This is a genomic window from Zunongwangia sp. HGR-M22 (genome assembly GCF_027594425.1).
Taxonomy (GTDB): Bacteria; Bacteroidota; Bacteroidia; order Flavobacteriales; family Flavobacteriaceae; genus Zunongwangia.
In genome coordinates this window covers 1,683,800-1,710,320 of sequence record NZ_CP115159.1, presented here as the reverse complement: position 1 = coordinate 1,710,320, position 26,521 = coordinate 1,683,800, and the positions used below count along the sequence as shown (strand labels likewise).

General features: G+C 35.4%; 25 protein-coding genes. 11 read left to right on the top strand and 14 right to left on the bottom strand.

The features are described from left to right. Positions 1–250 precede the first annotated feature (250 nt). Together PBT91_RS07410 and PBT91_RS07405 are read left to right on the top strand one after the other, a co-directional pair. Positions 251–679 carry a DUF2141 domain-containing protein gene (locus tag PBT91_RS07410; RefSeq protein ID WP_270061143.1) on the top strand — a complete coding sequence of 143 codons (429 nt, stop codon included), beginning with the start codon at positions 251–253 and terminating at the stop codon, positions 677–679. A 167-nt stretch (positions 680–846) separates the two neighbouring features. Continuing rightward, the gene (locus tag PBT91_RS07405) at positions 847–1,809 is read left to right on the top strand and encodes a LysR family transcriptional regulator (protein WP_270061142.1); all 963 of its coding nucleotides are present in this window, start codon (positions 847–849) and stop codon (positions 1,807–1,809) included. A 60-nt stretch (positions 1,810–1,869) separates the two neighbouring features. On the opposite strand, the gene PBT91_RS07400 is transcribed toward PBT91_RS07405, so the two are convergent. The 3 genes from PBT91_RS07400 to PBT91_RS07390 form a co-directional block, all read right to left on the bottom strand. Then, positions 1,870–2,067, bottom strand: coding sequence for a hypothetical protein (locus PBT91_RS07400; protein WP_270061141.1), 198 nt, complete (start codon positions 2,065–2,067; stop codon positions 1,870–1,872). 125 nt (positions 2,068–2,192) lie between these two features. Next, on the bottom strand, positions 2,193–2,993 hold the full coding sequence (locus PBT91_RS07395) for a TIGR00266 family protein (RefSeq protein ID WP_270061140.1): 801 nt from the start codon (positions 2,991–2,993) through the stop codon (positions 2,193–2,195). Between the two features lie 67 nt (positions 2,994–3,060). Beyond that, complete coding sequence (locus PBT91_RS07390; RefSeq protein ID WP_270061139.1) at positions 3,061–3,522, bottom strand: DUF4442 domain-containing protein; 462 nt, start codon at positions 3,520–3,522, stop codon at positions 3,061–3,063. Between the two features lie 283 nt (positions 3,523–3,805). Between PBT91_RS07390 and PBT91_RS07385 the strand changes: the two genes are divergently transcribed. The 6 genes from PBT91_RS07385 (at position 3,806) to PBT91_RS07360 (ending at position 8,916) form a co-directional block, all read left to right on the top strand. Beyond that, positions 3,806–4,297: a DUF4870 domain-containing protein gene (locus PBT91_RS07385; RefSeq protein WP_270061138.1), complete on the top strand. Its 492-nt coding sequence runs from the start codon at positions 3,806–3,808 to the stop codon at positions 4,295–4,297. Between the two features lie 10 nt (positions 4,298–4,307). Next, complete coding sequence (locus PBT91_RS07380) at positions 4,308–4,703, top strand: hypothetical protein (protein ID WP_270061137.1); 396 nt, start codon at positions 4,308–4,310, stop codon at positions 4,701–4,703. Between the two features lie 17 nt (positions 4,704–4,720). Continuing rightward, the gene (locus PBT91_RS07375; protein WP_270061136.1) at positions 4,721–5,593 is read left to right on the top strand and encodes a DUF5694 domain-containing protein; all 873 of its coding nucleotides are present in this window, start codon (positions 4,721–4,723) and stop codon (positions 5,591–5,593) included. A gap of 70 nt (positions 5,594–5,663) precedes the next feature. Next, positions 5,664–6,008, top strand: a complete 345-nt coding sequence (locus PBT91_RS07370; protein WP_013071826.1) for a PadR family transcriptional regulator — start codon at positions 5,664–5,666, stop codon at positions 6,006–6,008. Continuing rightward, a complete protein-coding gene (locus PBT91_RS07365; RefSeq protein WP_270061135.1) occupies positions 6,001–7,734 on the top strand; it encodes a PspC domain-containing protein in 1,734 nt (577 codons plus the stop codon). Before PBT91_RS07370 ends, PBT91_RS07365 begins: the two co-directional genes overlap by 8 nt. 363 nt (positions 7,735–8,097) lie before the next feature. Beyond that, positions 8,098–8,916, top strand: coding sequence for a GIN domain-containing protein (locus PBT91_RS07360; protein ID WP_270061134.1), 819 nt, complete (start codon positions 8,098–8,100; stop codon positions 8,914–8,916). A 181-nt stretch (positions 8,917–9,097) separates the two neighbouring features. On the opposite strand, the gene trxB is transcribed toward PBT91_RS07360, so the two are convergent. After that, entirely contained in the window at positions 9,098–10,078 is a 981-nt protein-coding gene (trxB, locus tag PBT91_RS07355) for a thioredoxin-disulfide reductase (RefSeq protein WP_270061133.1), read from the bottom strand. Between the two features lie 184 nt (positions 10,079–10,262). On the opposite strand from trxB, the gene PBT91_RS07350 reads away from it, so the two are divergent. Then, the gene (locus PBT91_RS07350; RefSeq protein ID WP_270061132.1) at positions 10,263–10,892 is read left to right on the top strand and encodes a trimeric intracellular cation channel family protein; all 630 of its coding nucleotides are present in this window, start codon (positions 10,263–10,265) and stop codon (positions 10,890–10,892) included. Between the two features lie 150 nt (positions 10,893–11,042). On the opposite strand, the gene PBT91_RS07345 is transcribed toward PBT91_RS07350, so the two are convergent. From PBT91_RS07345 to PBT91_RS07310, 8 genes are all read right to left on the bottom strand, one after another. Further along, positions 11,043–11,456 carry a DUF6691 family protein gene (locus PBT91_RS07345; RefSeq protein WP_270061131.1) on the bottom strand — a complete coding sequence of 138 codons (414 nt, stop codon included), beginning with the start codon at positions 11,454–11,456 and terminating at the stop codon, positions 11,043–11,045. 3 nt (positions 11,457–11,459) lie between these two features. Next, positions 11,460–12,020, bottom strand: a complete 561-nt coding sequence (locus PBT91_RS07340) for a YeeE/YedE family protein (protein WP_270061130.1) — start codon at positions 12,018–12,020, stop codon at positions 11,460–11,462. Positions 12,021–12,171: 151 nt separating this feature from the next. After that, a complete protein-coding gene (locus PBT91_RS07335) occupies positions 12,172–13,074 on the bottom strand; it encodes an NAD(P)-dependent oxidoreductase (protein WP_270061129.1) in 903 nt (300 codons plus the stop codon). Positions 13,075–13,384: 310 nt separating this feature from the next. Then, complete coding sequence (locus PBT91_RS07330) at positions 13,385–14,929, bottom strand: acyl-CoA carboxylase subunit beta (protein WP_270061128.1); 1,545 nt, start codon at positions 14,927–14,929, stop codon at positions 13,385–13,387. A gap of 147 nt (positions 14,930–15,076) precedes the next feature. Further along, positions 15,077–16,531: an acetyl-CoA carboxylase biotin carboxylase subunit gene (accC, locus tag PBT91_RS07325; protein ID WP_270061127.1), complete on the bottom strand. Its 1,455-nt coding sequence runs from the start codon at positions 16,529–16,531 to the stop codon at positions 15,077–15,079. A 27-nt stretch (positions 16,532–16,558) separates the two neighbouring features. Continuing rightward, positions 16,559–17,044, bottom strand: coding sequence for an acetyl-CoA carboxylase biotin carboxyl carrier protein subunit (locus PBT91_RS07320; RefSeq protein ID WP_270061126.1), 486 nt, complete (start codon positions 17,042–17,044; stop codon positions 16,559–16,561). Between the two features lie 202 nt (positions 17,045–17,246). After that, complete coding sequence (locus PBT91_RS07315; protein ID WP_270061125.1) at positions 17,247–18,584, bottom strand: MBL fold metallo-hydrolase; 1,338 nt, start codon at positions 18,582–18,584, stop codon at positions 17,247–17,249. A gap of 16 nt (positions 18,585–18,600) precedes the next feature. Further along, on the bottom strand, positions 18,601–19,482 hold the full coding sequence (locus tag PBT91_RS07310; RefSeq protein WP_270061124.1) for a sterol desaturase family protein: 882 nt from the start codon (positions 19,480–19,482) through the stop codon (positions 18,601–18,603). Positions 19,483–19,687: 205 nt separating this feature from the next. On the opposite strand from PBT91_RS07310, the gene PBT91_RS07305 reads away from it, so the two are divergent. Both PBT91_RS07305 and PBT91_RS07300 read left to right on the top strand, forming a co-directional pair. Continuing rightward, positions 19,688–20,680: an aldo/keto reductase gene (locus tag PBT91_RS07305; RefSeq protein ID WP_270061123.1), complete on the top strand. Its 993-nt coding sequence runs from the start codon at positions 19,688–19,690 to the stop codon at positions 20,678–20,680. A gap of 247 nt (positions 20,681–20,927) precedes the next feature. After that, a complete protein-coding gene (locus tag PBT91_RS07300) occupies positions 20,928–22,490 on the top strand; it encodes a M1 family metallopeptidase (protein ID WP_270061122.1) in 1,563 nt (520 codons plus the stop codon). A gap of 1 nt (position 22,491) precedes the next feature. Here the strand turns inward: PBT91_RS07300 and PBT91_RS07295 are convergent, their stop codons facing one another. Together PBT91_RS07295 and PBT91_RS07290 are read right to left on the bottom strand one after the other, a co-directional pair. Then, a complete protein-coding gene (locus tag PBT91_RS07295; RefSeq protein WP_270061121.1) occupies positions 22,492–23,037 on the bottom strand; it encodes a hypothetical protein in 546 nt (181 codons plus the stop codon). A 63-nt stretch (positions 23,038–23,100) separates the two neighbouring features. After that, the gene (locus tag PBT91_RS07290) at positions 23,101–26,502 is read right to left on the bottom strand and encodes a VIT domain-containing protein (RefSeq protein ID WP_270061120.1); all 3,402 of its coding nucleotides are present in this window, start codon (positions 26,500–26,502) and stop codon (positions 23,101–23,103) included. Positions 26,503–26,521: the final 19 nt, after the last annotated feature.

The window sequence follows — 26,521 nt, the reverse complement described above, 5'->3', positions numbered from 1 at the left end:
TATTTTAGAACTTTTGAATGCTGAGAATATGCATTTTACTTCTCCTACCATATTACCATAAACTTCAAGCTTTAACACATTTCAGTTTTAAATTGAATTCCAGTTCTCGCTAATTATTAATGTTGACTGGCAACTGTAAACCCAAAAATACAATTCAGCAGTAAAAAATTACAGTTCAGTAGGTTACTTGCTATTTCATAGAACATCTTTTCTACTTTTACAGTGTTCAACTAAATAAAACTATCTCATTATGAAAAATTTGGCAATTATTTTATTCCTACTTATTACTGGAGTATCTTCCAAGGCCCAGGAAACATCAAAAGGTGCTACCGGAAGCATTACTGTAGAAATTGAAAATATTAGCAGTGATAAGGGGAAGATTTCATACGGTCTTTATACCGAAGACACTTTTATGAAAAATCCAAAATATTCTAAAACTGCAAAAATAAAGGATGGAAAATCGACAGTTACATTTGATAAAATTCCTGAAGGAGAATATGCCGTGATATGTTACCATGACAAAAATGATAACGATCAAATGGATTTTGAAACCAACGGAATGCCGAAAGAAGATTATGGTATGTCGAACAATAAAATTAATCCTTATGGCCCACCAACCTGGGATGATGGTAAGTTTGGCTTTGATGGTTCTTCCAAAGAAATAGGCATCAAACTCTAAACTCCATATAAATCTTTAAATAGCCCCATAATTGATGAACTTCAATTATGGGGTTTTGCATAGATAAACTTTAGGTTTTATATAATTTCAATAGAAAAAACTAATATATTTGTAGTAATGATAAAAAATTAAGCATCAAACTTACACTATAATATTGTTCACAAATTATGACGATTACACAGTTACATTACGTTCTTGCGGTTGCAGAGCATAAAAATTTTACCAGAGCTGCACAAAAAGTATTTGTTACCCAACCCACTTTAAGTATGCAAATACAAAAATTGGAAGAAGAGCTGGATATTCAAATTTTTGACAGAAGCAAAAAACCGATTGAACTTACCGAAACCGGAAAGAAAATTGTGACCCAAGCAAGGAATATTGTAAATGAAAGTGATCGCATTCAGGATATCGTAGATCAGCAAAAAGGATTTATTGGTGGTGCTTTTCGCCTTGGAATTATTCCAACGATTATGCCTACCCTGCTTCCCATGTTTATCAATAACTTTATTAAAAAATATCCAAAGGTTAAACTTCAAATAGAAGAATTACATACTGAAGCTATTATTGAAAAACTAAAGGAAGGGCATCTTGATGCCGCTATTGCTGCTACACCACTTAGTATTGATGGAATTAAAGAGAATGTGTTGTATTACGAGCCTTTTGTAGGTTATATACCACCCAGCCATCGATTGCATAAAGATCATAAAATTGATGTAGGAGATTTAGATATTGATGACATCTTATTATTACAAGACGGCCATTGTTTTAAAGATGGAATCATCAATTTGTGTAAGACTGTAAAATCTACTGAAGCCGAACATTTTAGACTGCAAAGTGGAAGTTTCGAAACCCTAATCAAATTGGCCAATGAAGGTTTAGGAATGACGTTATTGCCTTATTTGCACACATTGGACCTTCCTGATAAGGATAAAAATAATCTGAGAATGTTTAAAGATCCCGTACCGGCCAGAGAGGTTAGTTTAATTTACAATCGTAGTGAATTGAAAATGCAAATAATAGATGCGATGCGTAAAGTAATAGGATCTGTGGTGAAAGGTGCGATTGCATTCCAGAATGTAGAAATTATAAGTCCCACACAACAAAAGAAAAAGAACGAATTAAAATATTAAATAAATAGTGATATTAAAAATTAAAAGCGGCTTTTAGCCGCTTTTTAATGTTTTATCATTTTACGAATTTAAATAGATTAAGCACTGGTTTAGTTCCGGATTCTGCTTAGTAAGCGCTTCTAACCAAATTTTGAGTTCTTCAACTTCATGAGGTAATAATCTAGAAATTGCTTTTTGAACTTCTTTACAGAATAAATTAGCATCAAAACTCACCTTATTTAGGATGACTTTTGTGTAATCAAACATCGCTCTCGCCATAATTTGATAATTTTAAAAATACATGAATTAATATAATGTAATTTTTTCTATAAGCTGAAAATAATTAGATGCTTAAATATAATAAAAATCGATGCTTACTTTAAGAGTAAACATTATTTTAACTTTTAAAATCTGTTATCACCACTAATAATATCACCCAAACCTCCTAAAATACTTCCTTCTCCTTTATCTTTCCCGCCAGCTTGCGGTGCTGCCTGTAAAACTCTATTTGCTAACCTGCTAAATGGTAATGATTGTATATAAACCACACCAGGACCTGTAAGTGTTGCAAAGAAAAGTCCTTCACCGCCAAAGATCGTATTACGAATTCCGCCTACAAATTCTATATCATAATTAACAGTTTGTGTAAAACCAATAATACATCCCGTATCTACTTTTAAGGTTTCTCCTATAGCTAATTCTTTTCTAGCCATAGTGCCGCCGGCATGCACAAATGCCATCCCGTCGCCTTCTACTTTTTGCATTATAAATCCTTCACCCCCAAAAAAGCCTCTTCCAAGTTTTCGGCTAAATTCAATTCCTATAGATACTCCTTTTGCTGCACACAAAAATGCATCCTTCTGGCAAATAAATTTACCGCCAAATTGCGTAAGATCGATAGGGATAATTTTCCCGGGATAAGGAGATGCAAAACTAATTTTCTTCTTTCCCTGCCCCATGTTCGAAAAGATCGTCATAAAAAGACTTTCTCCGGTAAGTAATCTTTTTCCGGCACCAAGCACTTTACCCAGAAAACCTTCATTTTCTTTACTTCCATCACCAAAAATGGTATCCATTTTAATACCATTATCCATCATCATAAAATTACCGGCTTCTGCAATTGCAGCTTCTTTTGGATCTAACTCCAGCTCTACATATTGCATTTCTTCTCCAAATATTTCGTAATCTATTTCGTGGGCATTCATATTTTAAGTTTTAGTGGTTTTATAATTAGAGTTGAAAAATCTTAAAATGTTACAAACTAGATTAAGTTTATTTTTTGGCCTTTACCTTAACCGTCCATTCAAATTCAAAAGTAGAAACCTCTACGCCATCTCCATTAGTTCCTATGGATTTCATCCAAAAGGTTTGTCCTTCTCCGGTTTCTAATGTTTTGGCAATCGCATTATCTATTAAAGCACCATCTTCACATTTAAAGGTGATCTTTCCCGTTGCCTTTTTGCTGAACACAGACTTATTTTGAGCTACCAACATCGAGATTGGTTGTTTTTGTGCTCTTATTTTCGAAATCACTAAAGCGCCAGTACTTAATTCAGCAGCCATTGCCTGAACCGCAAAATACATGCTTCTAAAAGGATTTTGATTGATCCATCTATGTTTTACCCCAACACTGCAATCTGTTTTAGAAATTGCTTTCACCCTTACCCCACATATCCATGCGCTTGGTAACTTGAGCATTAAAAATTGATTGAGTTTCTTAGGCGTTATTTGCATATCCTTAATTATTTCTTTTAAAGATATTTAAATTATTTCACATGTAAATCACGATCAAAATCATAATTAAATGTTAATTTTTAGTACTATGCTTTGCAAAATACCTTCTTTTAACCATATATTTGTATAAGAAATTAACTGGTATAGTACTTTTACATTTAATTAGTTAAGCTTTATAATAAGTTATCAATCAAAAACCATCCTTCATCAGGATATTGAAACCGGACTTAAAACCATCAAATAACCATCATTTTAAGTCCGGTTTATTAAAAAAGAAAACGCAATGGAATCATCAGCAATCAAAAAACAAGATCAAACCCTGGCCACGATCATCCACCTTTCGGTTTTTTCAAAATTATTTATCCCTTTTGGCAATTTCATCTTTCCAGTGATTATCTGGCTGGTAAGTAAAGAGAAGAAATTTGTAAATCATCATGGTCGAAATGCCGTAAACTTTCAGTTAAGTTTAATCCTGTATTATCTCGTTATCGCATGCCTACTCATTATCGCGTTACTTATTTTTGTTGCCAGAATTCCTCTAGAATTTTTAGAATTTAATGAATACAATATCAGGATTGATACTGTAGATAATGAGCAGGTCTTTCCTTTGCTAGTCATTCTTATTACCGGCGGCTTCTTCCTTTTTGGACTGATAGTTCTCGAACTGTATGCAGTAATTAGCGCCGCAAAAAATGCAAGTGAAGGAAAAGAATTTAAGTTTCCGCTATGCATCAATTTTATCAAAGAAGATACTACTCTAAAAGAAGCTTCTTAAAACATTTATCATGAAAAAGTTAATCAACATCAGTCTAATATTAGTCATTTTATTCAACATTTCTTGTGTGAAAATTGAAAATGAATTTGCAGATACTAAAAGCTACGATCTTGACGGAAGCTGGGAATTACACGACGGTAAAAACGATATTAAAAGAATCGATTTTGAAGATAATAAGGTAGTTCTCAAATCTGAAGATGAAACTATACAAGGAAAATTAGGGACTTACATTACAAGCACTTCTTCTATAGATTTATTTATTTTCTCTACTGTAAAAAACAAGAAAATACCATCAATAGAATATTATAACAGCGAAAAAAAAATAGAAATCCCTATTTATTACGAAATCCTGGACGACGAGTATTTTATCACTTTAAATGACGACGTATATCAAAAAATAAAATAATTATTAATTTATCGAATATGAATCCATCAATCAAAATATCACAAATCATCATCGCCATTTTGTTTGCTTTCCAATCAAGTTTTGGTGTAGCTCAGCAAAATGAAAAAATAGAGATCATGCTTGTAGGTTTTGCACACTTAAGCCAAATGCAAAATGGCACTGAGGCTGCAAGTATGTTTAATCCTAAAAAACAACAAGAGCTTGAAAAATTAACATTTAAAATTGCACAATTTCAACCAGATGCGATTATAGTTGAATTGACTCCGCAGGAACAAGAGTGGGTAGATAGCCTTTATCAGTTATATAAAAACGATAAGCTAGATCTTAAGAAGTTTGAGTATGGTGCAGGTGAGACTTACCAGATAGGTTTTAGGCTAGCGAATCAGCTTCATTTAGATCATGTTTACGGAATCGACTTCAATTCTTCTACATCACAGAATTTACTAAACGAAGGCGATCATTTTGAGTATTTCCAAGAGCAATTAAAAAAGCTTCAGCAAACCGCGAAACCTTTAGGAAAACAAGAGATGGAAAACTATTTATCACTATATGATTTTACGAAAAAGATCAACGAGCCAGAAATGCTTGATCTTTCTTATAGAGCCGTTTTCAACTATCCTGCTTATGTGCAAAACGGTGATTTTGATAAGGAGGGTATTAATTACAGAGAATTAAATTCCGAAGAAAAAAGATATGCAGGCGCCGAGTATATTAGTCTGTTTTTCGATAGAAATATTAAGATTTATTCAAACATTTTAAACATACAATTAAAAACCGGAAGCAAGAGAATTTATGTAATGATGGGACAGGCTCATATTGGGATTTTAAAAGATCTTTTAGAAGATAACCCCAACTATGAGATTGTAGACGCTCTTGCTTATTTAGATTAATCATCCAATTTATCAAACATAATCATCAATCAAAAAATGAACATTTTAACAACATTCAAAACCAAGCGCTATGAAGATAGAGAACACCAAAGCACAAATGCGTAAAGGTGTACTGGAGTATTGTATACTTTCGGTTTTAAAAGATGAAGATGCTTACGTAGCTGAAATCTTAGACACCTTAAAAGATGCCAAATTACTGGTGGTTGAAGGAACGATATATCCTTTGTTAACCCGACTTAAAAACGCCGGACTTCTCTCCTACCGTTGGGAAGAGTCTACCAGTGGGCCACCAAGAAAATATTATGGATTAACCGAAACTGGCAGATTGTTCTTAACCGAACTTTCCTCGACCTGGGATGAGCTGCAAACCGCAGTAAACATTGTAACCACTCAAAAAAAGAAAAATCATGAATAAGACGATAAATATAAATCTTGCGGGCATGTTCTTTCACATCGATGAGGATGCCTTTAACAAACTTCAACACTATCTAGATGCCATAAAGCGATCGTTTACCGATAATCAGGGACGTGATGAAATTATAATGGATATTGAAGCTCGTATAGCTGAACTTTTTGCTGAAAAAAGAGCAAATAAAAGTCAGGTGATCAGCATGAAAGATGTAGATGAAGTGATCGCCATCATGGGCCAACCTGAAGATTATATGGTAGATGAAGACATCTTTGAAGATGAACCGGAAACCACTTCGGCTAAAACTAAAAAATCATCGAATAAAAGACTTTATCGTGATACTGAAAATTCTTATGTTGGTGGTGTAAGTAGTGGTTTAGGTCATTATTTAGAGATCGATGCGATTTGGGTTAGGTTACTATGGGTAGTATTAACGCTGGCTTCCAGTGGTATCTTTTTGTTGATCTATATCGCCTTCTGGATTTTTACCCCAGAAGCAAAAACGACGGCTGAAAAACTATCCATGCGAGGTGAAGAAGTAACCATCTCGAACATCGAAAAAAAAATAAGGGAAGGATTTGATAATGTTTCAGAAAAAGTAAAAAATGTAGATTATCAAAAATATGGCAATCGCGCAAAAGCCGGTGCGGGATCTGCAGCTTCAGCATTTGCAAGAATCATCAACGTATTTTTAAGGATCATTGTGGCTTTTGTGGGTATTGTTATCTTATTAACCGCAGGTTGTGGTTTAATTGCTTTATTTATTAGTCTGTTTACGTTTGGCACCTTTGGTATAATCGAAGCTCCCTGGAATGATCAATTAATGATGCATATCTCAGAAACTTCCATCTGGGTAGGCGCTATACTAAGCTTCTTTGCTGCAGGAGTTCCTTTGTTTTTTCTGTTTATATTGGGATTAAAAATTCTGGTAAAAAATCTAAAATCAATTGGAACCACAGCAAAATTAGTATTGCTAGGATTGTGGATACTTTCGGTTATAGGATTAGCAATAATTGGTATTAGAGAAGCCACCAGTAGAGCTTTTGATGAAGAAGTGACGGAAACTTATGTTGTTCCCACTAAGGCACAAGATACGTTAATGGTAGCTATGAGAAACAATTCACAATATTCTTCCCATTTTGGATGGAATTCTGATGAATTTGAATTGAAATACGATGAAAATGAAAATAAAGTACTTTACAATGAAGATCTAAAGCTAATAATTCGCTCTACTAAAGACACTGTCGCAAAATTGGATATTATCAAATCTGCAGAAGGTCGAAGTATTTTGGACGCCAAGAAAAGAGCAGAAAATATTGAATATCACTTCGAATTTTCAGATAAAACGCTCTATTTAGATAGCTATTTTTTGGTAAAGGGAGATCTAAAAGCCAGAGATCAGGAAATCGATCTAGTGTTATGGCTGCCAGAACAAAGCTTTATTATTGTAGATAAAAATATAGAAGCTTATCACAGAAACAGTTATTCTTCTTACGATATTTTACAAAATGGACAGGAAGGTTACACACTACGTGTAGAAAACGACAATGCTGTTTGCTTAGATTGTCCTGTAGAATTAATCGAAGAAGAAGATGAGGACGTTTTCGATACAGAAGATGATGGTTTTAATACCACAGCAGAAGAGAAAAAGTATCTCGAGGAACAAAAAAAGCGATTTGAACAAGACCCTGAAGGTATGGATGAACCAACTGACGCTTCAGATGATTTCTGATGCGTTAGTTTCTTATACTAAAAAAATGTATAAATATCATTGCTAAAACTTAAGCATCAATCAAAAACCAACCAATTATGATTAGTCTTTTAAATTTGATCATCGGTTTTCTTATGCTTGTACTTTCCTCTCGATTGGAGATTGCACGACAAAAGGATAAAATTCTTGAAGTTTCCAATAAGATTGAATGTAGTTATAAAGAAAATGATTTTTTAAATAACATTTGAACTATTTTAAAGCCTCTATTAGTTAGCTAAAGAGGCTTTAATTTTTTTCCGCTAGATATTTCGTATTTTAGTTTTCAATACAATCTGTTTTATGGCGTTCTTTTTGATATTGCTTTATTGAATGAAAAATAGAATTATGAAAAAAGGTATTAGTCTCCTACTGTTTTTAGCTACGTTCATTTCACAAGCGCAAGTTGTGGGAAACCGAAATGTTGTTAATAAAAAAAGAAATCTTGATAATTTTACTGAAATCCACATCACTGGAGAATTTGAGGTAAGCCTGGCAAGAGGAAATTCGGCTTTTGCAGAAGTTGAGGCCGACGAGAATCTCCATGATCTAATTCGAACCGATGTGGTAGATGGGGTTCTTTTTATTAAACCGGCAAAAAAAATTAAACGTTCTAAACGACAGGAGATAAAAGTTGAATTTCCAGAAACCATTACCAAAATTACACTTGAAGAAGATGCTGAGTTAGATGCTTCAAAAGGTTTAAATCTCTCTAATGTTGAAATTGAAACCATGGGTAAGTCCAAGCTGTTTCTAACCTTAAATGCCACAAATTTTAAGCTTAAAAATGGCGAAGATGCTCAAATTGAATTAAATCTGGAAGCTAAAGAAGCTTATTTCCAACTAAATGGAAGTAGTAAAATAAAAGCTTTGGTTAATGCTCCAATTTTTAAATTAGATAATTACGAACGTGCTGAGGCTGAAATTGAAGGAGCAGTTGAAGATTTTCAGTTAAGAACAGAACACACCAGCTCTTTTGAGGGTAAAAATCTTACTGCAACTAATGCTAAGCTTATTGCAGAAGGACGTTCTAAAAATGAAATTTCAGTAACCGAAAATTTAAGCATCACCGCTGAAGATCGCAGCGAAACCATCATTTTTAATACACCAAAGATCGAAATCGAAAAATTTACAGGAGAAGCTGTTTTAAAGAAAGCTGAGTTTTAATATTTCAAGTAAATTACCTCTGGGCAAGCCAATAAGACATTTATCAGAAAATTATTTATTATTTCGAGGCAATCTTCGGAGCATTTAACCTCGATGATTATCGAGTAAATATTTTAAAATAGCAAGGCCGGATTTTAAAATCCGGCCTTGCTGATAGTTATGAGTAAATTACTACTTATACTTAGGCAGTAACTTCTTTTTGCTCTTCTTCTGTGGTTTCAATTTCAGCTAAATAACGTTCAGCATCCATTGCAGCCATACAACCAGTCCCGGCAGCAGTAATTGCCTGGCGATACTCTTTATCCTGTACATCTCCAGAGGCAAAAACTCCGGGTATATTTGTTTTTGTAGATTTTCCCTGAGTAATTAGATAACCGGTTTCGTCCATATCTAAATGCCCCTTAAAAATATCTGTATTTGGTTTATGACCAATTGCAATAAATAAACCGGTGATCTCGATTTCTTCTTTCTCGCCAGTCTCATTATTTATCATTCGTAAACCTTCAACCACTTGCTCACCAATAACCTCGTCTACTTCAGTATTATAGCGAACTTCCAAATTTTTGGTGTTATTTACACGATGTTGCATCGCTTTAGAAGCTCTCATTTCGTCTTTTCTAACCAACATCGTAACTTTTCTACAGATGTTTGCTAAATAAGTTGCTTCTTCTGCAGCAGTGTCTCCACCACCAACAATCGCTACATCCTGATTTTTGTAAAAGAATCCGTCACAAACTGCACAAGCTGAAACTCCGCCTCCTCTTAATTTTTGTTCACTAGGTAATCCTAAATATTTCGCCGTAGCTCCTGTAGATATAATTACAGTTTCAGCTTCTACCCATTTAGAATTATCGATACAAGCTTTATGGATTCCACCAGCTTCTTTGCTAAATTCAACTTCGGTAACCATTCCCATACGAACTTCTGTACCAAAACGTTCAGCTTGCTTTTGTAGATCCATCATCATGGCCGGTCCATCTATACCTTCAGGATAACCAGGAAAGTTATCAACCTCGGTAGTTGTAGTTAACTGCCCACCAGGTTCCATCCCGGTATACATAATTGGTTTTAGATCTGCTCTGGAAGCATAAATCGCTGCGGTATATCCGGCAGGACCAGATCCAATGATCAAACACTTAATTCTTTCGATTGTCTCGCTCATATGTTCTTTAAATCTTATTCTTTATTTAGATTGTAAAAGTAGTAACTTCAATTAAAAACTTACAGTAAATCACATATAGATTTACTATATATCGATAGTTGCAGCATATTAGTCTGTTTAACTGACTAATAATTACTTACTGCATTTTTACAAATTTAAAACAATAAAATTACCTTTGCCAATTATGGAGTTTAGTCTGTTTAATATACTCGATATTCTTGGTACCGCAGCTTTTGCGATTTCTGGTGCATTATCTGCTATGAACCGCAGGTTAGATCTCTTTGGTATTTTTATCATTGCATTTGTAACTGCTATTGGTGGTGGCACATTACGCGATGTTTTGATTGGTAATACTCCTGTTACCTGGATGGAAAACACACTCTACATCTACCTTATTAGCGTAGTGACAATATTGGCCATTTTATTCAGAAATTATTTAAATCATCTAAAGAAATCACTCTTCTTATTCGATACGATCGGTCTTGGAGTTTTTACAATCACCGGCGTAGAAATAGGAATTAGAAATGAACTAGATCCTATAATTTCTATTGCATTAGGTGGAATGACGGGTGCTTTTGGTGGTGTAATTCGGGATATTCTTTGTAACGAAATTCCCGTAATTTTTAGAAAAGAAGAAATTTATGCGACGGCTTGTCTGGTAGGCGGACTCATTTTCGTAATCATGCACGATCAAAATATAAATACTGATATTACTTACATGGTGACGTCACTAACCGTAATTATCTTAAGACTATTGGCCGTAAAATATCATATCACACTTCCCGACTTTTATCCTGAAAAAGAGCAAAAATAAACTTCCTAAGATCTAAGCCTTGGGGCATTTATCTTAATTTTTCTCTCATTTTGAAGCAAGCCATGCATTTAACCTTCTTTATCGAGTGAATCGCTAAAATTGGAAAATCACTATTTAAAATTATGCTTTAAATCGCATTAGTAGAATTTTCTAATGTGGCAATTTCTTCCGAAGTAATCCATATAAAAAAGTACCCAGCATCGCACCGGCAAAAACTACCAATATTGGCAAGTATCCTGCTCCTGCCAATACGTAAATAGGGCCAGGACAAGCTCCTACTAATGCCCAGCCTAATCCAAAAATGATCCCGCCAAACATATAGCGGCTAAAGCTTTTATCCTTCGGAACAAAATTTATTGGCTTTCCGAAGAAAGATTTAAGATTCTTTTTCTTAATTATCTGAACGCCAATCACCCCAAATAATAGCGCTGAACCAATGATGCCGTACATGTGGAACGACTGAAATTTAAACATCTCGTAAATCCTAAACCAAGAAGCAGCTTCAGACTTAAACATCACAATCCCAAAAAATATTCCTATCACTAAAAATCCTATCTGTTTCATGCTCTAAAATATTAATGGATATAAAAAATGAATCATTACCAAACCACCAATAAAAAAGCCAATTACGGCAATTAAGGATGGTAATTGCAGATTGCTTAATCCTGAAATTGCATGCCCAGAGGTGCATCCACCGGCATATCTTGCTCCAAAGCCAATTAAAATTCCGCCTGTTAAAAGCACCAAAAGCGTAAGCGGTTCAGAAAAAACATCTGTTGAAAATAACTCTTTTGGCAAATAGGCTTTCCCAGCACTTTCAAACCCAAGATTGTTTAAATCCTGAACTGTTTCTGAAGAAATCGCAACGGTAGTTGGATCTTCGCTCAAATAAAAATGTGCGATAAAACCACCAATTACGGCACCTAGCAATACCAGTAAATTCCATTGCTGTGCTCTCCAATCGAAATTAAAAAAATCTGCTTTCTTATCTGCACCACAAATGCTACACATGGTTCGCAGGTTGGAAGACATTCCAAACTGACGGCCCATAAATAGGAGCAAAAACATGGTAAAAGCAATCAATGGTCCGGAAACATACCACGGCCAGGGTTCAAAAATCCAATTCATACTCTTCTTTTGTGCAAATAAACCGGAAATTAAGGAAACAGCTTGTAACATTAGTTACACTATTGAATAAACATAAAATCTAAGATTTGATATTCTCGTCATTCCGGACTTGATCCGGAATCTCATATTATGATTCATTTCGAAAATTACATCAATTTTCCTGAAGGTATTCTTTAAAATTACTCAGCACTTTCTCCGATAATCGCTCTTGCGTTTTCAGCGTCCAGCCGGCGCTTTTCTTCCCGATCACTACATTATTTCTTTTCTGAATATCCTGCGGAACATCTTTTTTAGCATCTCCATCGAAAATCGCAAAATTTGAGGTCGATTTTATCCAATTTCGAAAAGCTTCTAAATCGAACGGCATTCCTAAAGAAGTATTGATAAATATTTTTTCGTTACCAAATTTCTCAAAATGCTCTGGTTGAAGAATCTCCAGATTTTTGGGAAGATGAATTGAAATTACATCAACGGTTTCCAGAAGTTCATCCAGTTCTAAATATTCCAGTCCCTTTTGTTCGTATTGAAGTTTTCTACTTCTGCTGAAGTAATACAAATCTGCACCAAAAGGCAATAAACAATCGGCTAAAAGCTGCCCGGTAACCCCAAGACCTATAATCCCAATTTTAAGATCGGTAAGTTCTTGCGGAATTTCCTTCCACTGCTTTTCAGCATAACCGTGGATAAGCATGATCAATTCTGAAATCACAAATTCTGCTACTCCGGGATCGCCATAATCAAAAATTCCGGTTACCGTAATTCCTTTATCGCGTGCATAATCTACTGCAACATTGGCTGACGCATCATCGAATAAACTACAGCACATCCCAATATATTTAAGATTAGGGCTTTTTTGAATAATTTCTTCTGTGATCTGCGTTTTCCAGGAAACAAAGATCACCTCAGCATCACCAATTCTATTTAAAATTTCCTCATCGGTTTCCGGGAAATCATCAGGATGAATTATTTTTTCTTCGGAATATTCCTGAAGCTGAGCAATAGCTTCATCATTCATTTTTGTATAATCGACACAGGCGATTTTATTGAATTTCATCTATATTTTTTTGGGAACATAAGAAAAAATAGAAGATTTTTAGCCATTAGCACTCAGCTTTTAGCTTTAAATATCATCAATAAGGAATCACATATAATAGATTATCCAAACTAATAGGATGAGATCCTGAATCAAGTTCAGGACGACTTTACTTATTATAATATCAAAATCGCTATACAATTAATCCTATTCTTAGTTCTTGCCAACTGACTCATTCATACAACATTCAGCATTCAAAATATAAAAAATCCAGATTCTAAAAGCGAAGCGATCTAATATCTCAAATCTAAAAAGCTTAGCCGTCTAAACTCTATAATGGAATATTCCCATGCTTACGATCTGGTCTTAGAACCGTTTTATTTTCGAGCATACTAAAGGCTTTTAATAATTTTCTGCGCGTGTCTTTTGGCATAATTACCTCATCAATGAATCCGCGTTGTGCAGCTTCAAAAGGATTAGCGAATTTTTCTGCATATTCAGCTTCTTTTTCGGCTAATTTTTGTTCGGGATCTTCAGCTTCTTTAATTTCTTTTCTGAAGATTATTTCACTTGCTCCTTTGGCTCCCATTACGGCAATTTCAGCACTTGGCCAGGCAAAATTCATATCGGCACCAATATGTTTGCTGTTCATAACATCGTAAGCACCACCATAAGCTTTTCTGGTAATCACGGTTACTTTTGGCACGGTCGCTTCGCTAAGCGCATACAACAATTTAGCACCATTCAGAATAATCCCATTCCATTCCTGATCGGTTCCCGGTAAAAATCCAGGTACATCAACTAAAACCAATATCGGAATATTAAAACAATCGCAAAAACGTGTAAAACGAGCCGCTTTTTTAGAACTGTCCACATCTAAAACTCCGGCTAAACTCATAGGCTGATTGGCAACAATACCAATACTTCTACCACCTAATCTTGCAAAACCAACGATAATGTTATCGGCATAAGCTTTATGAATTTCAAAGAAAGAATCCGCATCGATAATTCCTTCAATAACCGAATGCATATCGTAAGGTTTGTTCGAACTATCGGGAATAATTTCATCCAGTTTTTCACGAATTTCATCCTGAGGCTCAAAAGCTAATTTTTCCGTTTTTTGCTTATTATTTTGGGGCATATAGCTTATCAGCTTCTTGATCTCTTCTAAGCAGGTAATATCGTTATTGGCCGTTAAATGAGTAACACCAGATTTTGTGGAATGCGTACTCGCACCACCCAACTCTTCTGAAGTTACATTTTCATTAGTTACCGTTTTTACCACATTTGGTCCGGTCACGAACATATAACTGGTATCCTCTACCATGATTGTAAAATCGGTTATTGCGGGAGAATACACCGCTCCCCCAGCACACGGCCCCATAATAGCGGAGATCTGCGGAATCACTCCTGAAGCTTTAACATTACGATGAAAAATATCGGCATAACCACCAAGAGATTTAACGCCTTCCTGAATTCGCGCTCCTCCAGAATCATTTAAACCAATTATCGGCGCGCCGGTTTTTACCGCCAAATCCATTACTTTGCAGATCTTTTCAGCATGAGTCTCAGACAGCGCTCCACCAAAAACCGTAAAATCCTGAGCAAAAACATAAACAAGTCGGCCATTAATCGTACCGTAACCCGTTACAACCCCATCTCCATAGAACTTTTGATCCTGCATTCCAAAATCGGTAGTACGATGCGTTACCAAAATCCCTATTTCTTCAAAAGAACCTTCATCTAGCAGATAATCAACCCGTTCTCTTGCGGTAAGCTTTTTCTTTTCATGCTGCTTCGCTATTCGCTTTTCACCACCGCCAAGATGCGCCTGTTCAATTCTTTGATTTAATTGCTCTATGTTTTTCTTACTCATGGGTTTTAATGTTTAGCTGTCAGCTGCTAGCATTCAGCTTTCAGTAGTAATGCTATCGATTAGAATTTCAAAATTGACAAATTAGCACATTTTCAAATTTACCCTCACTGATAACTGTCACTACCCACTGATAATCGCCTACTGCTCTTACTCTCTGGCTTCAGTAATTGGTAATCTTAGTTTTTTCTGATCTTTTAAATATTGTCTCAAAGCAATTAGAGCGGCCAGGCTGGATTCTTCTTCAATTTCATTTTTAAGCTTTTCAGGGGAATAATATTTCTTTACAAAATGGGTATCAAAATTCCCTGAAGTAAAAGCTTCATGTTCAAAAACAAATTTCCCGAAACTCAGCGTTGTAGAAACACCTTCCACCTGGTAATCATCTATGGCTTTGATCATTAATTGGATCGCTTCTTCTCGATTTTTTCCGTAGGTAATTAATTTTGCCAGCATAGGATCGTAATAAATTGGTACGTCCATTCCTTCTTCAAATCCATTATCTACCCGAATTTTCTCTCCGGAAGGAATTTTATATTTCTCTAATTTCCCAACGCTTGGCAGAAAATTGTCCATAGGATCTTCGGCATACACCCGCAACTCCAGCGCATGACCAGTAATTTTCAATTCCTCCTGTTTGATGCTTAGCTGCTCTCCCCTTGCAATTTTAATTTGCTCTTCAACTAGATCTACTCCTGTGATATATTCGGTTACGGGATGCTCTACCTGAAGTCTTGTATTCATCTCTAAAAAATAAAAGTTTCGATTTTCATCGAATAAGAACTCCACGGTACCGGCTCCAACATAATCGCAGGCTTCTGCAACCCGAACGGCTGCTTTTCCCATTTCGTCCCGAAGTTTCTCATCTAAAACTATAGATGGAGCTTCTTCTATCACTTTTTGATGCCGACGTTGTACCGAACATTCTCGCTCAAATAAATGCAATGTATTCCCATGCATATCGGCCAAAATCTGAATCTCGATATGTCGTGGAGAAGCTACATACTTTTCGATAAAAACAGAACCATCCCCAAAGGCAGATTCGGCTTCACTAATGGCACGTTTCATTTGATCTTCCAGATCTTTTTCCCGCTCTACCACTCGCATTCCTTTTCCGCCGCCACCTGCGGAAGCTTTTATCAATATAGGGTAACCAATTTCTTTAGCGATGTTTTTAGCTTCCGCCGTATCGGTGATCGCTTCATCGATCCCGGGGACCATAGGAATATCGTATTTTTTCACCGCGTCTTTGGCAGCGAGTTTGCTTCCCATGATTCGTATGGCTTTACTACGCGGACCGATAAACGAGATCCCGGCCTCTTCTACAGCTTCAGCAAAATCGCCATTCTCACTTAAAAATCCGTATCCGGGATGAATTCCGTCAACATTCAATTCTTTACATATTTCAATAATTTTATCTCCTAATAAATAAGACTGATTAGAAGGTGCAGGGCCAACACAAACTGCTTCATCAGCAAATTTAACGTGCGGCGCATTTCTATCGGCTTCAGAAAAAATAGCCACGGTTTTAATGCCCATTTTCTGAATAGTTTTTAGTACTCGCAAGGCAATCTCACCACGGTTAGCTACTAATATTTTTTTCATTTTTCCTGATTTTTAAGGCAATAGAGATTACTCCATTTCGATAAGCAATTGATTTTTCTCTACAGTTTCACCATTTTTGATCTGGATACTTTTTACTACTCCGTCTCTGGGTGCTGTAATTGTATTTTCCATCTTCATGGCTTCCAAAACCAGTAAATAATCACCTTCTTTCACAACTGCGCCTTCTTGAACATTTACTTCCAGAATCAATCCAGGCATAGGCGCTTTAATGTTATTGATCAATTGCGCAGATCCCAGGGAAAGACCCATTTTTTCTATTAAAAGATCTAAATCGTTTGCGATACTAATATTGTAAAGATTGGAGTTGATTTTTATCGAATACTGCCTTTTTAGAAAATCACTTTTTTCAACGGAAGCTTTAAAGGATTTATGTTTATGAAGTACATGAAAACTTGCATTATCAGTAGTTTGAATGTCTAAATCTGAAATCTGGTCTTCGGTAAACTCAAATTCTGATGTTTCATTCACTTTAAGCTTAAACTTTTTCCCCATATTTGATCAAATTTTGCTCATTTTAAGCAACAAGCTTTGTAAATATAGAAAATTATTAAGGTTTTTAATTAATTATTAATAATTTATAAATATTCTGAAAATAATGCTCCGAAACATCGAATTTCGACATAAAGAAAAATCCCAATTTCAATTAGAAATTGGGATTCACTCAAAATTTTATAAAAGAAAATATCAATTATAATTATTTGAAATCATTTACAGCATCACTTAGATCAAAAACTTTAATTCCGCTTAACTGCTTATCTACAATGCTGCTTCCGGCTGCAGATCGATAGCCGCCGGCACAATGCACAACGACTGGTTTATCTGTTGGGATTTCGTCTGTACGATCTCTTAATTCATTTAGCGGAATGGCAATCGCACTTTCAAAAAACTTCCCTTCTTCAACTTCAGAAGTATTTCTAATATCTACAATCGTGTATTCTGAAGGATTTTCTTTAAAATCGTCTACCGCTAAAAATTCGGTAGAACCTTCAAGATCTTCAGCAACAGTAATGATCGCTTTCAGATGTTTTTCGTAACCAATTTTAGCAACACGCTCCAACAAAGCATCAATGTCCTCAACTGAAGGCGCCACTAAATAAAAAGCTTCTTTTGGCTGAATGATCGCTCCTAACCATGTTTCAAACTTTTGCTTAGGCGATGTCGCCATAATATTGATACTTCCCGGTAAATGGGATTTTTTAAAAATATCTCCGCCTCTACTATCAACGATCGGTAAACTTTCTTCAATTTCATCTACATTAAGGAAAATCGGAACATTATATTTTGCTTTCTGCACGTTTAAAGCTCCGGCTTTATTAATATCAACATCAAAACCAAAATAAGAAGGAATAAAAGGCTGATCTTTTAGAATTTCGTCTACAAATTCATCTTCGGTTTGTTCTTTAAAAGCCCAGTTTCCCATGCGCTCATTTCCTAAAGTACCGGAAGAATCGCTACTCATATTTTTACCACACAACGAGCCTGCACCATGTGCCGGATATACCAAAGCATCGCCCGGCAAATCATTAAATTTAGTTTGCATGGTGTTATACATTTGCTTGGCAAGATCGATACGCTTGGCTTTCATATTCCCGGCGTTTTCACGCAAATCTGGCCGGCCAACATTTCCTATAAATAAGGTATCTCCGGTAAATAGCGCAGTGTCTTCTCCATCCTTGGCAACGACCGTAATACTATCTGGACTGTGACCTGGCGTATTTAAAGCGCTAAAAGTAACTTTTCCTAATTCGAACGTATCACCTTCGTCAAAACTTTTATGATCATAATCTGCGCCTACCAATTTGCTTACAAAAATAGTTGCGGCAGTTTCTTCATTAATTTGTAAATGACTGCTAATAAAATCGGCATGAGGATGGGTTTCAAAAACCGCGACGATTTTCGCATTGTGTTCTTCAGCAAACTTATAATACGCCATGGGATTTCTTGATGGATCTACCAGCGCCATTTCACCTTCACTTACAATGGCGTACGAATAATGTGCTAAAGCCTCGTCATTAAACTGTTTTATAATCATTTTTTATATTCTTTCGTTATTTCACTTCTTTATTTTTAAACGGAAAAACCATTTGCTCTTTAAAACTTTCCGGGAAATTATCGTCTCCTTCAAAACCCAATTCGATATTTTTTCCGCTCTTCGGAATATATGCTGTCTTAAAAAGATAATCCCAAATACTCAAACTGAGTCCGAAATTCATTCCATAGGGATGTGACTCTGGTAAATCTTTGGAGTGATGCCAGATATGCATTTTTGGATTATTAAAAATATAGCCTAAAAATCCATAATTCCAGCCCACATTTGCATGATTTAGGTGACCAACAAGCACACTGAACATGTGGACGATAAAAAACTCCTGGATGCCAAAACCTATCATCGCCAACGGGATATACTGTGCGGTTTTATAAACAATCGTTTCCATAAAATGAAACCTGAACTGCGCTGCGAACCCCATTTGTTTTACGCTATGATGTACTTTATGAAATTGCCATAACCAGGGACGTTTATGTAGCTGTCGATGAACATTCCACTGAATAAAATCGGCAATCACGAACATGATCAAAAGCTGACCCCAAACTGGCAGGTTTTGGATATTAATGGCTACAATATTTTCTAAGCCAAAAAGTCCCAGAAAATCATTGAAAATAGCTACACCAACATTCGATAATGCGTTGTAACCAATCAACGAAAACAGGAAGAAATTGAAAATGATATAAAAGCCATCCAGCCAAAAATCTTTTCTAAAAACAGGCTGATTTTTGCGCCAGGGCAAAACAATTTCTATAATCCAAACAAGTAAAGAAATGGCGATTAACCAGTAAAAATAATTAGTCCAGGAAGGATTAGTGATCTCCTGCACCAGATAATCAAAATACCCGGTAAACGAATCCTGAATTATTTTTACGTATTTGTCCATTTTTAATTTCTTCCAGAGCAAAAGTAAATAAAACCTTAAGCAAGACCAGTAACTTTTGTTACAATGCTGTTTTATACAGTTATAGAAGCATCAACGAAATCTTAACACGCGAAAAGCTTTTAGTGTTATAAGCCGTTAAACATAGGCGTTATAAAGATATTCTTTAGTAATTTCCCGCTAAATTCAGATTAAAGAAAAGAAGGAAATGAGTAAGAAGAAAAATTTAAAACTTGAAAAACTGGCATTTGGTGGCGTTGCTGTTGGAAACGGTTTTGAAAAAGTGAGTGACAAACAATCCTGGGAAACGCTTGAAGCTGCTTGGGAATGCGGCATTAGACAATATGATACCTCTCCCTGGTATGGTTTGGGTTTAAGCGAGCGCCGTATGGGGCATTTTCTAAAAAATAAGCAACGAGAAGAGTATATTTTATCGACCAAAGTTGGTCGTTTGTTTACTCCAACCAAAAATATTCCAGATACGCAATGGGTAGACCCTGCTCCATTTGATTATCGCTATGATTATTCGGCAGAAGCTGTTCGACGTTCTGTAGAGGATAGTTTGCAGCGACTTGGCGTAGAAAGTATAGATTATGCATTTATCCACGATCTCTCTCCAGATAACAATGCCGATCTTGGCGATTGGGAAGAACATTTTGAAATTGCTAAAAAAGGTGCCATGCCAGAACTTAGCAAAATGCGCGAAGAAGGATTAATTAAAGGTTGGGGACTCGGCGTAAACACGGTAGAGCCTATTTTAAGAACAATTGATTATGCAGATCCAGATTTGTTTCTATCTGCAATACAATATTCCTTGATCGACCATAAAGATTCTTTAGACCGTTTATTTCCTAAAGTTGAAGAAAGCGGTGTTGGTCTAATTGTAGCAGCTCCTTTTAATGCAGGGTTGTTGGGCGGACAAAAGCGCTACAACTATGCTGGGGAAATGCCGGAAGATGTTGACGCTCGCTATAAAAAGATGATCAAAATTGCAGATAATTACGATGTTGATCTTGCGAAAGCTGCGATACAGTTTTCTTATGCACCAAAGGTTGTCGACACCGTTTTAGCCGGAGCCAGCAAGCCTTACCAAACCATCGAAAACATGAAAGCTTTTAATGCGAAAATCCCAAAAGACTTTTGGATAGATCTCAAAAGCGAAGGATTAATTGACGAGCGTTGTGAAACTCCGCAATTCTAATTTTTTAAATGAATAAAATGTGAGCTAAATGTCAAGATGGAATTACAGTCACCCCTGAACTTGATTCAGTGTCTCAGTCTATAATTTTTATTTTACAATCTTTATGAGATTCCGGAACAATTCCGATAGCTATCGGAACGGAATGACGAATAGTTGATAATTAAAAAAGCCGCTTTTTACATAGAAGCGGCTTTTTTATTTTCTAGCTGAATTGAAAACAGTAATTTTAAAGCTCAAAATCGATAAAATGAAACGCAATTTTTTTCTACTCTCTATCCTGAATATCCTGACTCCTGCTCTATTGTTTGCGCAAAATCCAAAAGTAGATATCCTAGAATATGAATTTCATCTAGATCTGAATGACAACAATGATGTCATTAAAGGAAAAGCGCTTATCGATTTTAAATACACAGAAGATTCAGGTGTTTTAGCGCTGGATTTTGCTTCGGAAGAAAATGGTAAAGGAATGAGTGTAGACAGTATTCTTCAAAATGGTAAAAATCTAGATTTCAAACATTCCGAAGAGAAATTAAGCATCAGCACTACTTCTGAAGAAGAAATTAGGATCTATTATCATGGAGTGCCAAAAGACGGACTCATAATTAGTGAAAATAAATATGGAGATCGTACATTTTTTGGTGATAATTGGCCAAATAGAGCACATCTATGGCTGCCGGTAATCGATCATCCTTCAGATAAAGCGAAGGTTTCTTTTTATGTGTCTGCACCTTCAAAATATCAAGTTGTGGCTACAGGAACACTTCACGAAATGACCAATCTTAACGAAGAGAAAACACTTTATGTATATTCTTCGCCATTAAACTTACCTACCAAAGTGATGGTGATTGGCGTGGCTGAATTTGCCGTACAGCATTTGGGCGAAATTGATGAAATTCCGCTTTCATCTTGGGTGTATCCTGAAAATAAAGAAGCTGGTTTTTACGATTACGAACAGGCTGAAGAAATCTTATCATTTTTTACTGAAAATATTGCGCCTTTTCCGTTTACAAAATTAGCGAACGTACAATCGACCACTCGATATGGGGGAATGGAAAACGCCGGAAATATCTTTTATTTTGAAAATTCTGTTGATGGGAAACGTTCATCAGAATTTCTTTTAGCACATGAAATTGCACATCAGTGGTTTGGAGATTCAGCTTCCGAAATTGACTGGTCGCATCTGTGGCTAAGCGAAGGTTTTGCCACTTATTTTACCGATCTGTATGCTGAGCATAAATACGGAAAATCAAAATTAGACGAGAAATTACAAGAGGAACGACGCCAAGTAATCGGTTTTAGTCAAACGACAAAAACGGCGGTCATCGATAGTTCCAGAACCGATTTAATGGAATTACTGAATCCAAACTCCTATCAAAAAGGTGCATGGGTGTTGCATATGCTTCGCAGAAAAGTAGGCGACGATAATTTTTGGAATGCTATTAGAGAATATTATCAAAAATTTAAATTCAGTAATGCGACTTCAGCAGATCTAAAAGCTGAATTCGAAGCAGCTTCAGGAGATGATTTAGATCTATTTTTTGAGCAATGGACCACGCAATACGGCCAGCCAAAATTGAAGATCGATCAAAGTTTTAAAAATGGAAAACTTAAAATTACGGTTCGGCAGCTTCAGAAAAATCAATTTAAATTTCCGTTAGAGCTTCAACTAAATTTTGCCACAAAGGAGCCAAAAACTATCGAATTTGATATTACTAAAAAGAAAGAAACTTTTGAGATTGAAGTTTCAGAAAAACCGGTATCGATAGATTTAGATCCAAATACTAATTTACTATTTGAGGAAGCACTGTAAGTTATTCAGCGATTATAAACATAGAAGGAAACCTGGTGGAATATTGTATCACAAATTGCTGTCCCTGCAATCTCGTACTAAATTGACCATTTCGATAATCGATAGATCTTCGTATTAATTTCTTCCGAAGTTTAGGATTTAACTTAATGCCTTGGTTTTCGATGGTACCGTAATTATTCGGATATTGAAAAACTGCAAACTTTTCGTAGCCTTTGTCACTAATACTTGTTTTGATTGCTTGCTCGCCTGTAACGGTAGCTGTTGTTTTTTGGTAAGAATTATTAATAATTGTATTAGTAAGATAGTAATTTGCTCCTTCGGCAATGTGCTCTGTTACAATTGCAAAGCCAGCTACCCCAACTATAAGTATTATTTGCATTAATGTTACCATGCTATAGGTTACAGGATCTTTTTTGAAAGTTCCTTTTTCTATATTTTCAGATCGCACAAAAATTCCTGCAAACAAAAAGCATAAGCCTAAAAAAATAAAAATAACACTTACATGTTTTATTAATGCCCAGTAATCTATCAAATGCGTAAAAAGCATTTTAAGCAAAAAACCGATAGCCAAAAAACCCAATCCAGTTAAATACCTAGTTTTTAGCAAATTTTAGAAGTTTATTTCGCCGACTTTTAGCTCGTCGTCACTATTTTCTAATCTATAAACTTTTAATGTTTTTTGCTGTTCTTTAGTTCCGTAATTTTTGAAAACTGTGATTTTTAAAAATGTTGGTCCAGATATTTTCTGAACATTATCGCTATAATAATCAATAAACATCTCGTAATTGCCGCTTATAGCCTCTTTTAATTTAAAAGACTCAGGGCCAAAGCCTTCGGTCATATCATCAGAAAGTTTCCCGCCTATTTTTGTTTTTTTATTTTTGTACCAGCATTTTTCATTTTTAGGATCGATCACCCAAAGATCAATATCAGTATCGTTATGATTCCAGTCGAGCACCACGCGAAGATCCATTTTCATTGGACTAATAAACTTTTTATCAATATTCGATAAATCCAATTCATTTTTATGAAGCGTGATTAGGTTATTCATTTCTACAAAAGAAATATCCTCGATTCCAGAAAATCTGCGTGCTTCATCTTTTTCTACTAATTCACCACTTACAATTTTGTAAAGCAATTCTAAAGCTTCCTGAAAATGTCCATTTTCAATTTTAATTAATGCCAAATCACGATAAGACTGGATATCTTCAGGGCGCAATTCTAAAACTTTGGTATAAATATACTCGGCCATTCCTGTTTTTCCTTCCGCTTCCAGTTTATAAGCTAAGGCTCGGCTCAACTCATAATTATCTAATTCGATTTCAGCTATATTAGAAATAATTCTGAAGGCTTTTTCAGTTTCATTTTGGCTCAGAAAATAATCGGCCACATCCATATAAAAGGACGGCATATTATTATATTCTTCTCTTAATTCGCGATATAATTGATAGGCTTCTTCCGCAGAATTTGTTCTTTTGAGTTGCCTAATATATGCTGAATTTGGATTCCATCCTTTTAATTCCAGTTCATTTTCAATTTTCAATTCCAGCTCGGCTATTTTATCTTTTTCCTTTTCTGAAAGCTCTTTAGTTTTAATAACAACTACACCGCCGACCGCTTGAGCACCATAAAGTTTAGTGGCATTTTCTGAATTTATACTGTAAAACTCCGCTATATCATCAGAATCCAAATTAGGCATTTCACCGACTAAATTTCCATTCACAATATAAATTGGGTCTTTGTTAGATAAATTATTTGCACCTCTTAAACTAACAATTTCTTCTTCATCGTTTACTACCTGAATTCCGGCAACTCTACCCTGTAACGCGGTTACAGCACTCGTCCTAGTATTAGACGATTCGCTCTGATACCCCATAACCACTACTTCATTTAAAGTTGAAGCATTTTCTTCTAATTCTACATCAATTAGATCTCCTGTAACAACTACTTCCTGAGTTTCAAAACCAATATAGCTGAAAATCAATTTTTCACCTTCGTCTACATAAATTTGATAATTTCCGTCAAAATCGGCTTGAACTCCGTTTGAGGTTCCTTTAACAATAACATTCACCCCCGGTAAAGGAAAATCATCTCCTGCCGCCGTTACGTTTCCTTTTACTAAATGATTTGAATTCTCATTACCGGGAATATCTTCTCCTGAATTTGAATTAGATGTTGAATTTGAACTTGGTTCACGTTCTGGAGCTTCCTCGCCAGAATCTACTACGCTAGTCACAGGATCGTTGGTTCTTTGAGAAATAGTATCTTTTGAAATATCAATTTTGGGCGCTTTCCCGTACCATTTTTGAATATCGTTATATCCATCAATAATCAATAAACGTTTTGCTTTCAGGTTATTTTGGTGATTTGCAAGACTGGATTTTTTACGACGCATCGCATCCTGATACTCCGCTAACATTTCGTCTGGTGGCGTGACTTCGTACTCGATATAATCTGAAAGTCGATCTAAAACCAACAAGGATGTATAATCTGAAAGTACCTGATAATCTTCACTTACTTCGATAATTTCATCTTCCAAATCCTCATTTTGGACATTTAAGAAATCAATTTTTTGATTCGCCCATTTCTTATCGATTCCCCAATCTTTAACATCGATCGCATCCACAGGATTAATCTCGATCGTATTCACTACTTCATTACCAAACCCAAATTTTAAAGTAATCGTTGTATTTTCAAAACCTTTACCGGTTAGTGTAAAATCTTTATTGAGTATTTTTTTCTCTTTTGGATAAATTTCAAGCGAATTATCTTCTGAAGTTGCTCCTAAGAATAACAAAGGCTGATTTTTCAGTTTTGAAATTGCTTCTTCTAAGCCCGAATTTTTAAGATTGATATAATTTCCGCCAGATTGCAAAGAAACCTGTTGAAGCTCTTTATGATCTGCTGAGGTTTTGCTGTTTATAGCAAAAATTGGAAGATTAAATTTCTCCTCAAAACCTCCAAAATTGTCTAAACCATCGCTAAATAATAAAATAACCTCACTATCTTCACTATTAAAATCTAATTTATTGTAAGCCGTACCACCGTCATAAATTAGAGATTTTAAAAATTCGAAAAGTGCTTTAGAGTCTCCATTTTCGACTTTAAAAGTAGATTTTTTTCGCTCTTTATAGTCGAATGTGATTAACTCGACTTCAACATTTCTTAAATACTCAAAATAGCTTTTTAGAAGATCGATTTCCTTTTGAATTTGCCTATCTTTTTCTGAATACGAAACATCCCAAAAGATACTGATTTTTGAAGGTTTTGGCCTGATGCGCTCTTTGGCTTCTATAGAATTATACCAGTAAAAAAAGTCATCCTGAGCTACAAATGTTGGTTTTGCATCATTTTCAGCAATTCTGAAAATAAAATCCTGATCTAATTTAAAGTTCTCCTTCTCAATTTCTGAAACTAAATTTCCGCCAAAATTCTCGAATTTCAAGTTTGATTTTAAAGTAGAAGCATCATCAATACCGGCCACGCTAATTTTTAAGTTAAAATTCTCGAGTTTTAAATCATATTCTAACGGTAATTGATAAAATAATTCGCCTTTATTCAGAATCAGTTCTTCATCATAAGCCAAAACTACACGTTTATAAGATTTCGCTTCGATAGGAAAAATTCGTGCTTTATAATTATTTCCCTGCGTTTTCTCAAGCAATGCAGGATCGATACGTCGTCTAACCGTACTTTCAAAAGCAACGCGAGCTTTCTCCTTTTCAACAATTACCGCTTCTCTTAGCTTTCCTTTGATATCTAGCGCAAACCGGCTTACTTCCCGGCCTTCGCCTAGTGGGAAATTTAACTCACCTTCCAGTCTTTCATCGTTTGGATTGTAGAAAAATAATTCGAATGTTGTGGTGGCTAGGTTTCCGGCAATTTTCACATCTACGTTTAGTTTTGCAAGATCCAGTTTTTTATTGCCAACCTTAATTTCTGGTGAGTTCTGAGAAAACAATGTCAGGCTTGCCTGAAACATCAGAAAAGAAAATAATATTAATTTTTTCATAGTTAAGGAGTACGAAATA

Coding starts and splice junctions, on each gene's coding strand:
- PBT91_RS07410 (WP_270061143.1), top strand. CDS start 251: ATGAAAAATTTGGCAATTATTTTATTCCTACTTATTACTGGAGTATCT.
- PBT91_RS07405 (WP_270061142.1), top strand. CDS start 847: ATGACGATTACACAGTTACATTACGTTCTTGCGGTTGCAGAGCATAAA.
- PBT91_RS07400 (WP_270061141.1), bottom strand. CDS start 2,067: ATGGCGAGAGCGATGTTTGATTACACAAAAGTCATCCTAAATAAGGTG.
- PBT91_RS07395 (WP_270061140.1), bottom strand. CDS start 2,993: ATGAATGCCCACGAAATAGATTACGAAATATTTGGAGAAGAAATGCAA.
- PBT91_RS07390 (WP_270061139.1), bottom strand. CDS start 3,522: ATGCAAATAACGCCTAAGAAACTCAATCAATTTTTAATGCTCAAGTTA.
- PBT91_RS07385 (WP_270061138.1), top strand. CDS start 3,806: ATGGAATCATCAGCAATCAAAAAACAAGATCAAACCCTGGCCACGATC.
- PBT91_RS07380 (WP_270061137.1), top strand. CDS start 4,308: ATGAAAAAGTTAATCAACATCAGTCTAATATTAGTCATTTTATTCAAC.
- PBT91_RS07375 (WP_270061136.1), top strand. CDS start 4,721: ATGAATCCATCAATCAAAATATCACAAATCATCATCGCCATTTTGTTT.
- PBT91_RS07370 (WP_013071826.1), top strand. CDS start 5,664: ATGAAGATAGAGAACACCAAAGCACAAATGCGTAAAGGTGTACTGGAG.
- PBT91_RS07365 (WP_270061135.1), top strand. CDS start 6,001: ATGAATAAGACGATAAATATAAATCTTGCGGGCATGTTCTTTCACATC.
- PBT91_RS07360 (WP_270061134.1), top strand. CDS start 8,098: ATGAAAAAAGGTATTAGTCTCCTACTGTTTTTAGCTACGTTCATTTCA.
- trxB (WP_270061133.1), bottom strand. CDS start 10,078: ATGAGCGAGACAATCGAAAGAATTAAGTGTTTGATCATTGGATCTGGT.
- PBT91_RS07350 (WP_270061132.1), top strand. CDS start 10,263: ATGGAGTTTAGTCTGTTTAATATACTCGATATTCTTGGTACCGCAGCT.
- PBT91_RS07345 (WP_270061131.1), bottom strand. CDS start 11,456: ATGAAACAGATAGGATTTTTAGTGATAGGAATATTTTTTGGGATTGTG.
- PBT91_RS07340 (WP_270061130.1), bottom strand. CDS start 12,020: ATGAATTGGATTTTTGAACCCTGGCCGTGGTATGTTTCCGGACCATTG.
- PBT91_RS07335 (WP_270061129.1), bottom strand. CDS start 13,074: ATGAAATTCAATAAAATCGCCTGTGTCGATTATACAAAAATGAATGAT.
- PBT91_RS07330 (WP_270061128.1), bottom strand. CDS start 14,929: ATGAGTAAGAAAAACATAGAGCAATTAAATCAAAGAATTGAACAGGCG.
- accC (WP_270061127.1), bottom strand. CDS start 16,531: ATGAAAAAAATATTAGTAGCTAACCGTGGTGAGATTGCCTTGCGAGTA.
- PBT91_RS07320 (WP_270061126.1), bottom strand. CDS start 17,044: ATGGGGAAAAAGTTTAAGCTTAAAGTGAATGAAACATCAGAATTTGAG.
- PBT91_RS07315 (WP_270061125.1), bottom strand. CDS start 18,584: ATGATTATAAAACAGTTTAATGACGAGGCTTTAGCACATTATTCGTAC.
- PBT91_RS07310 (WP_270061124.1), bottom strand. CDS start 19,482: ATGGACAAATACGTAAAAATAATTCAGGATTCGTTTACCGGGTATTTT.
- PBT91_RS07305 (WP_270061123.1), top strand. CDS start 19,688: ATGAGTAAGAAGAAAAATTTAAAACTTGAAAAACTGGCATTTGGTGGC.
- PBT91_RS07300 (WP_270061122.1), top strand. CDS start 20,928: ATGAAACGCAATTTTTTTCTACTCTCTATCCTGAATATCCTGACTCCT.
- PBT91_RS07295 (WP_270061121.1), bottom strand. CDS start 23,037: ATGCTTTTTACGCATTTGATAGATTACTGGGCATTAATAAAACATGTA.
- PBT91_RS07290 (WP_270061120.1), bottom strand. CDS start 26,502: ATGAAAAAATTAATATTATTTTCTTTTCTGATGTTTCAGGCAAGCCTG.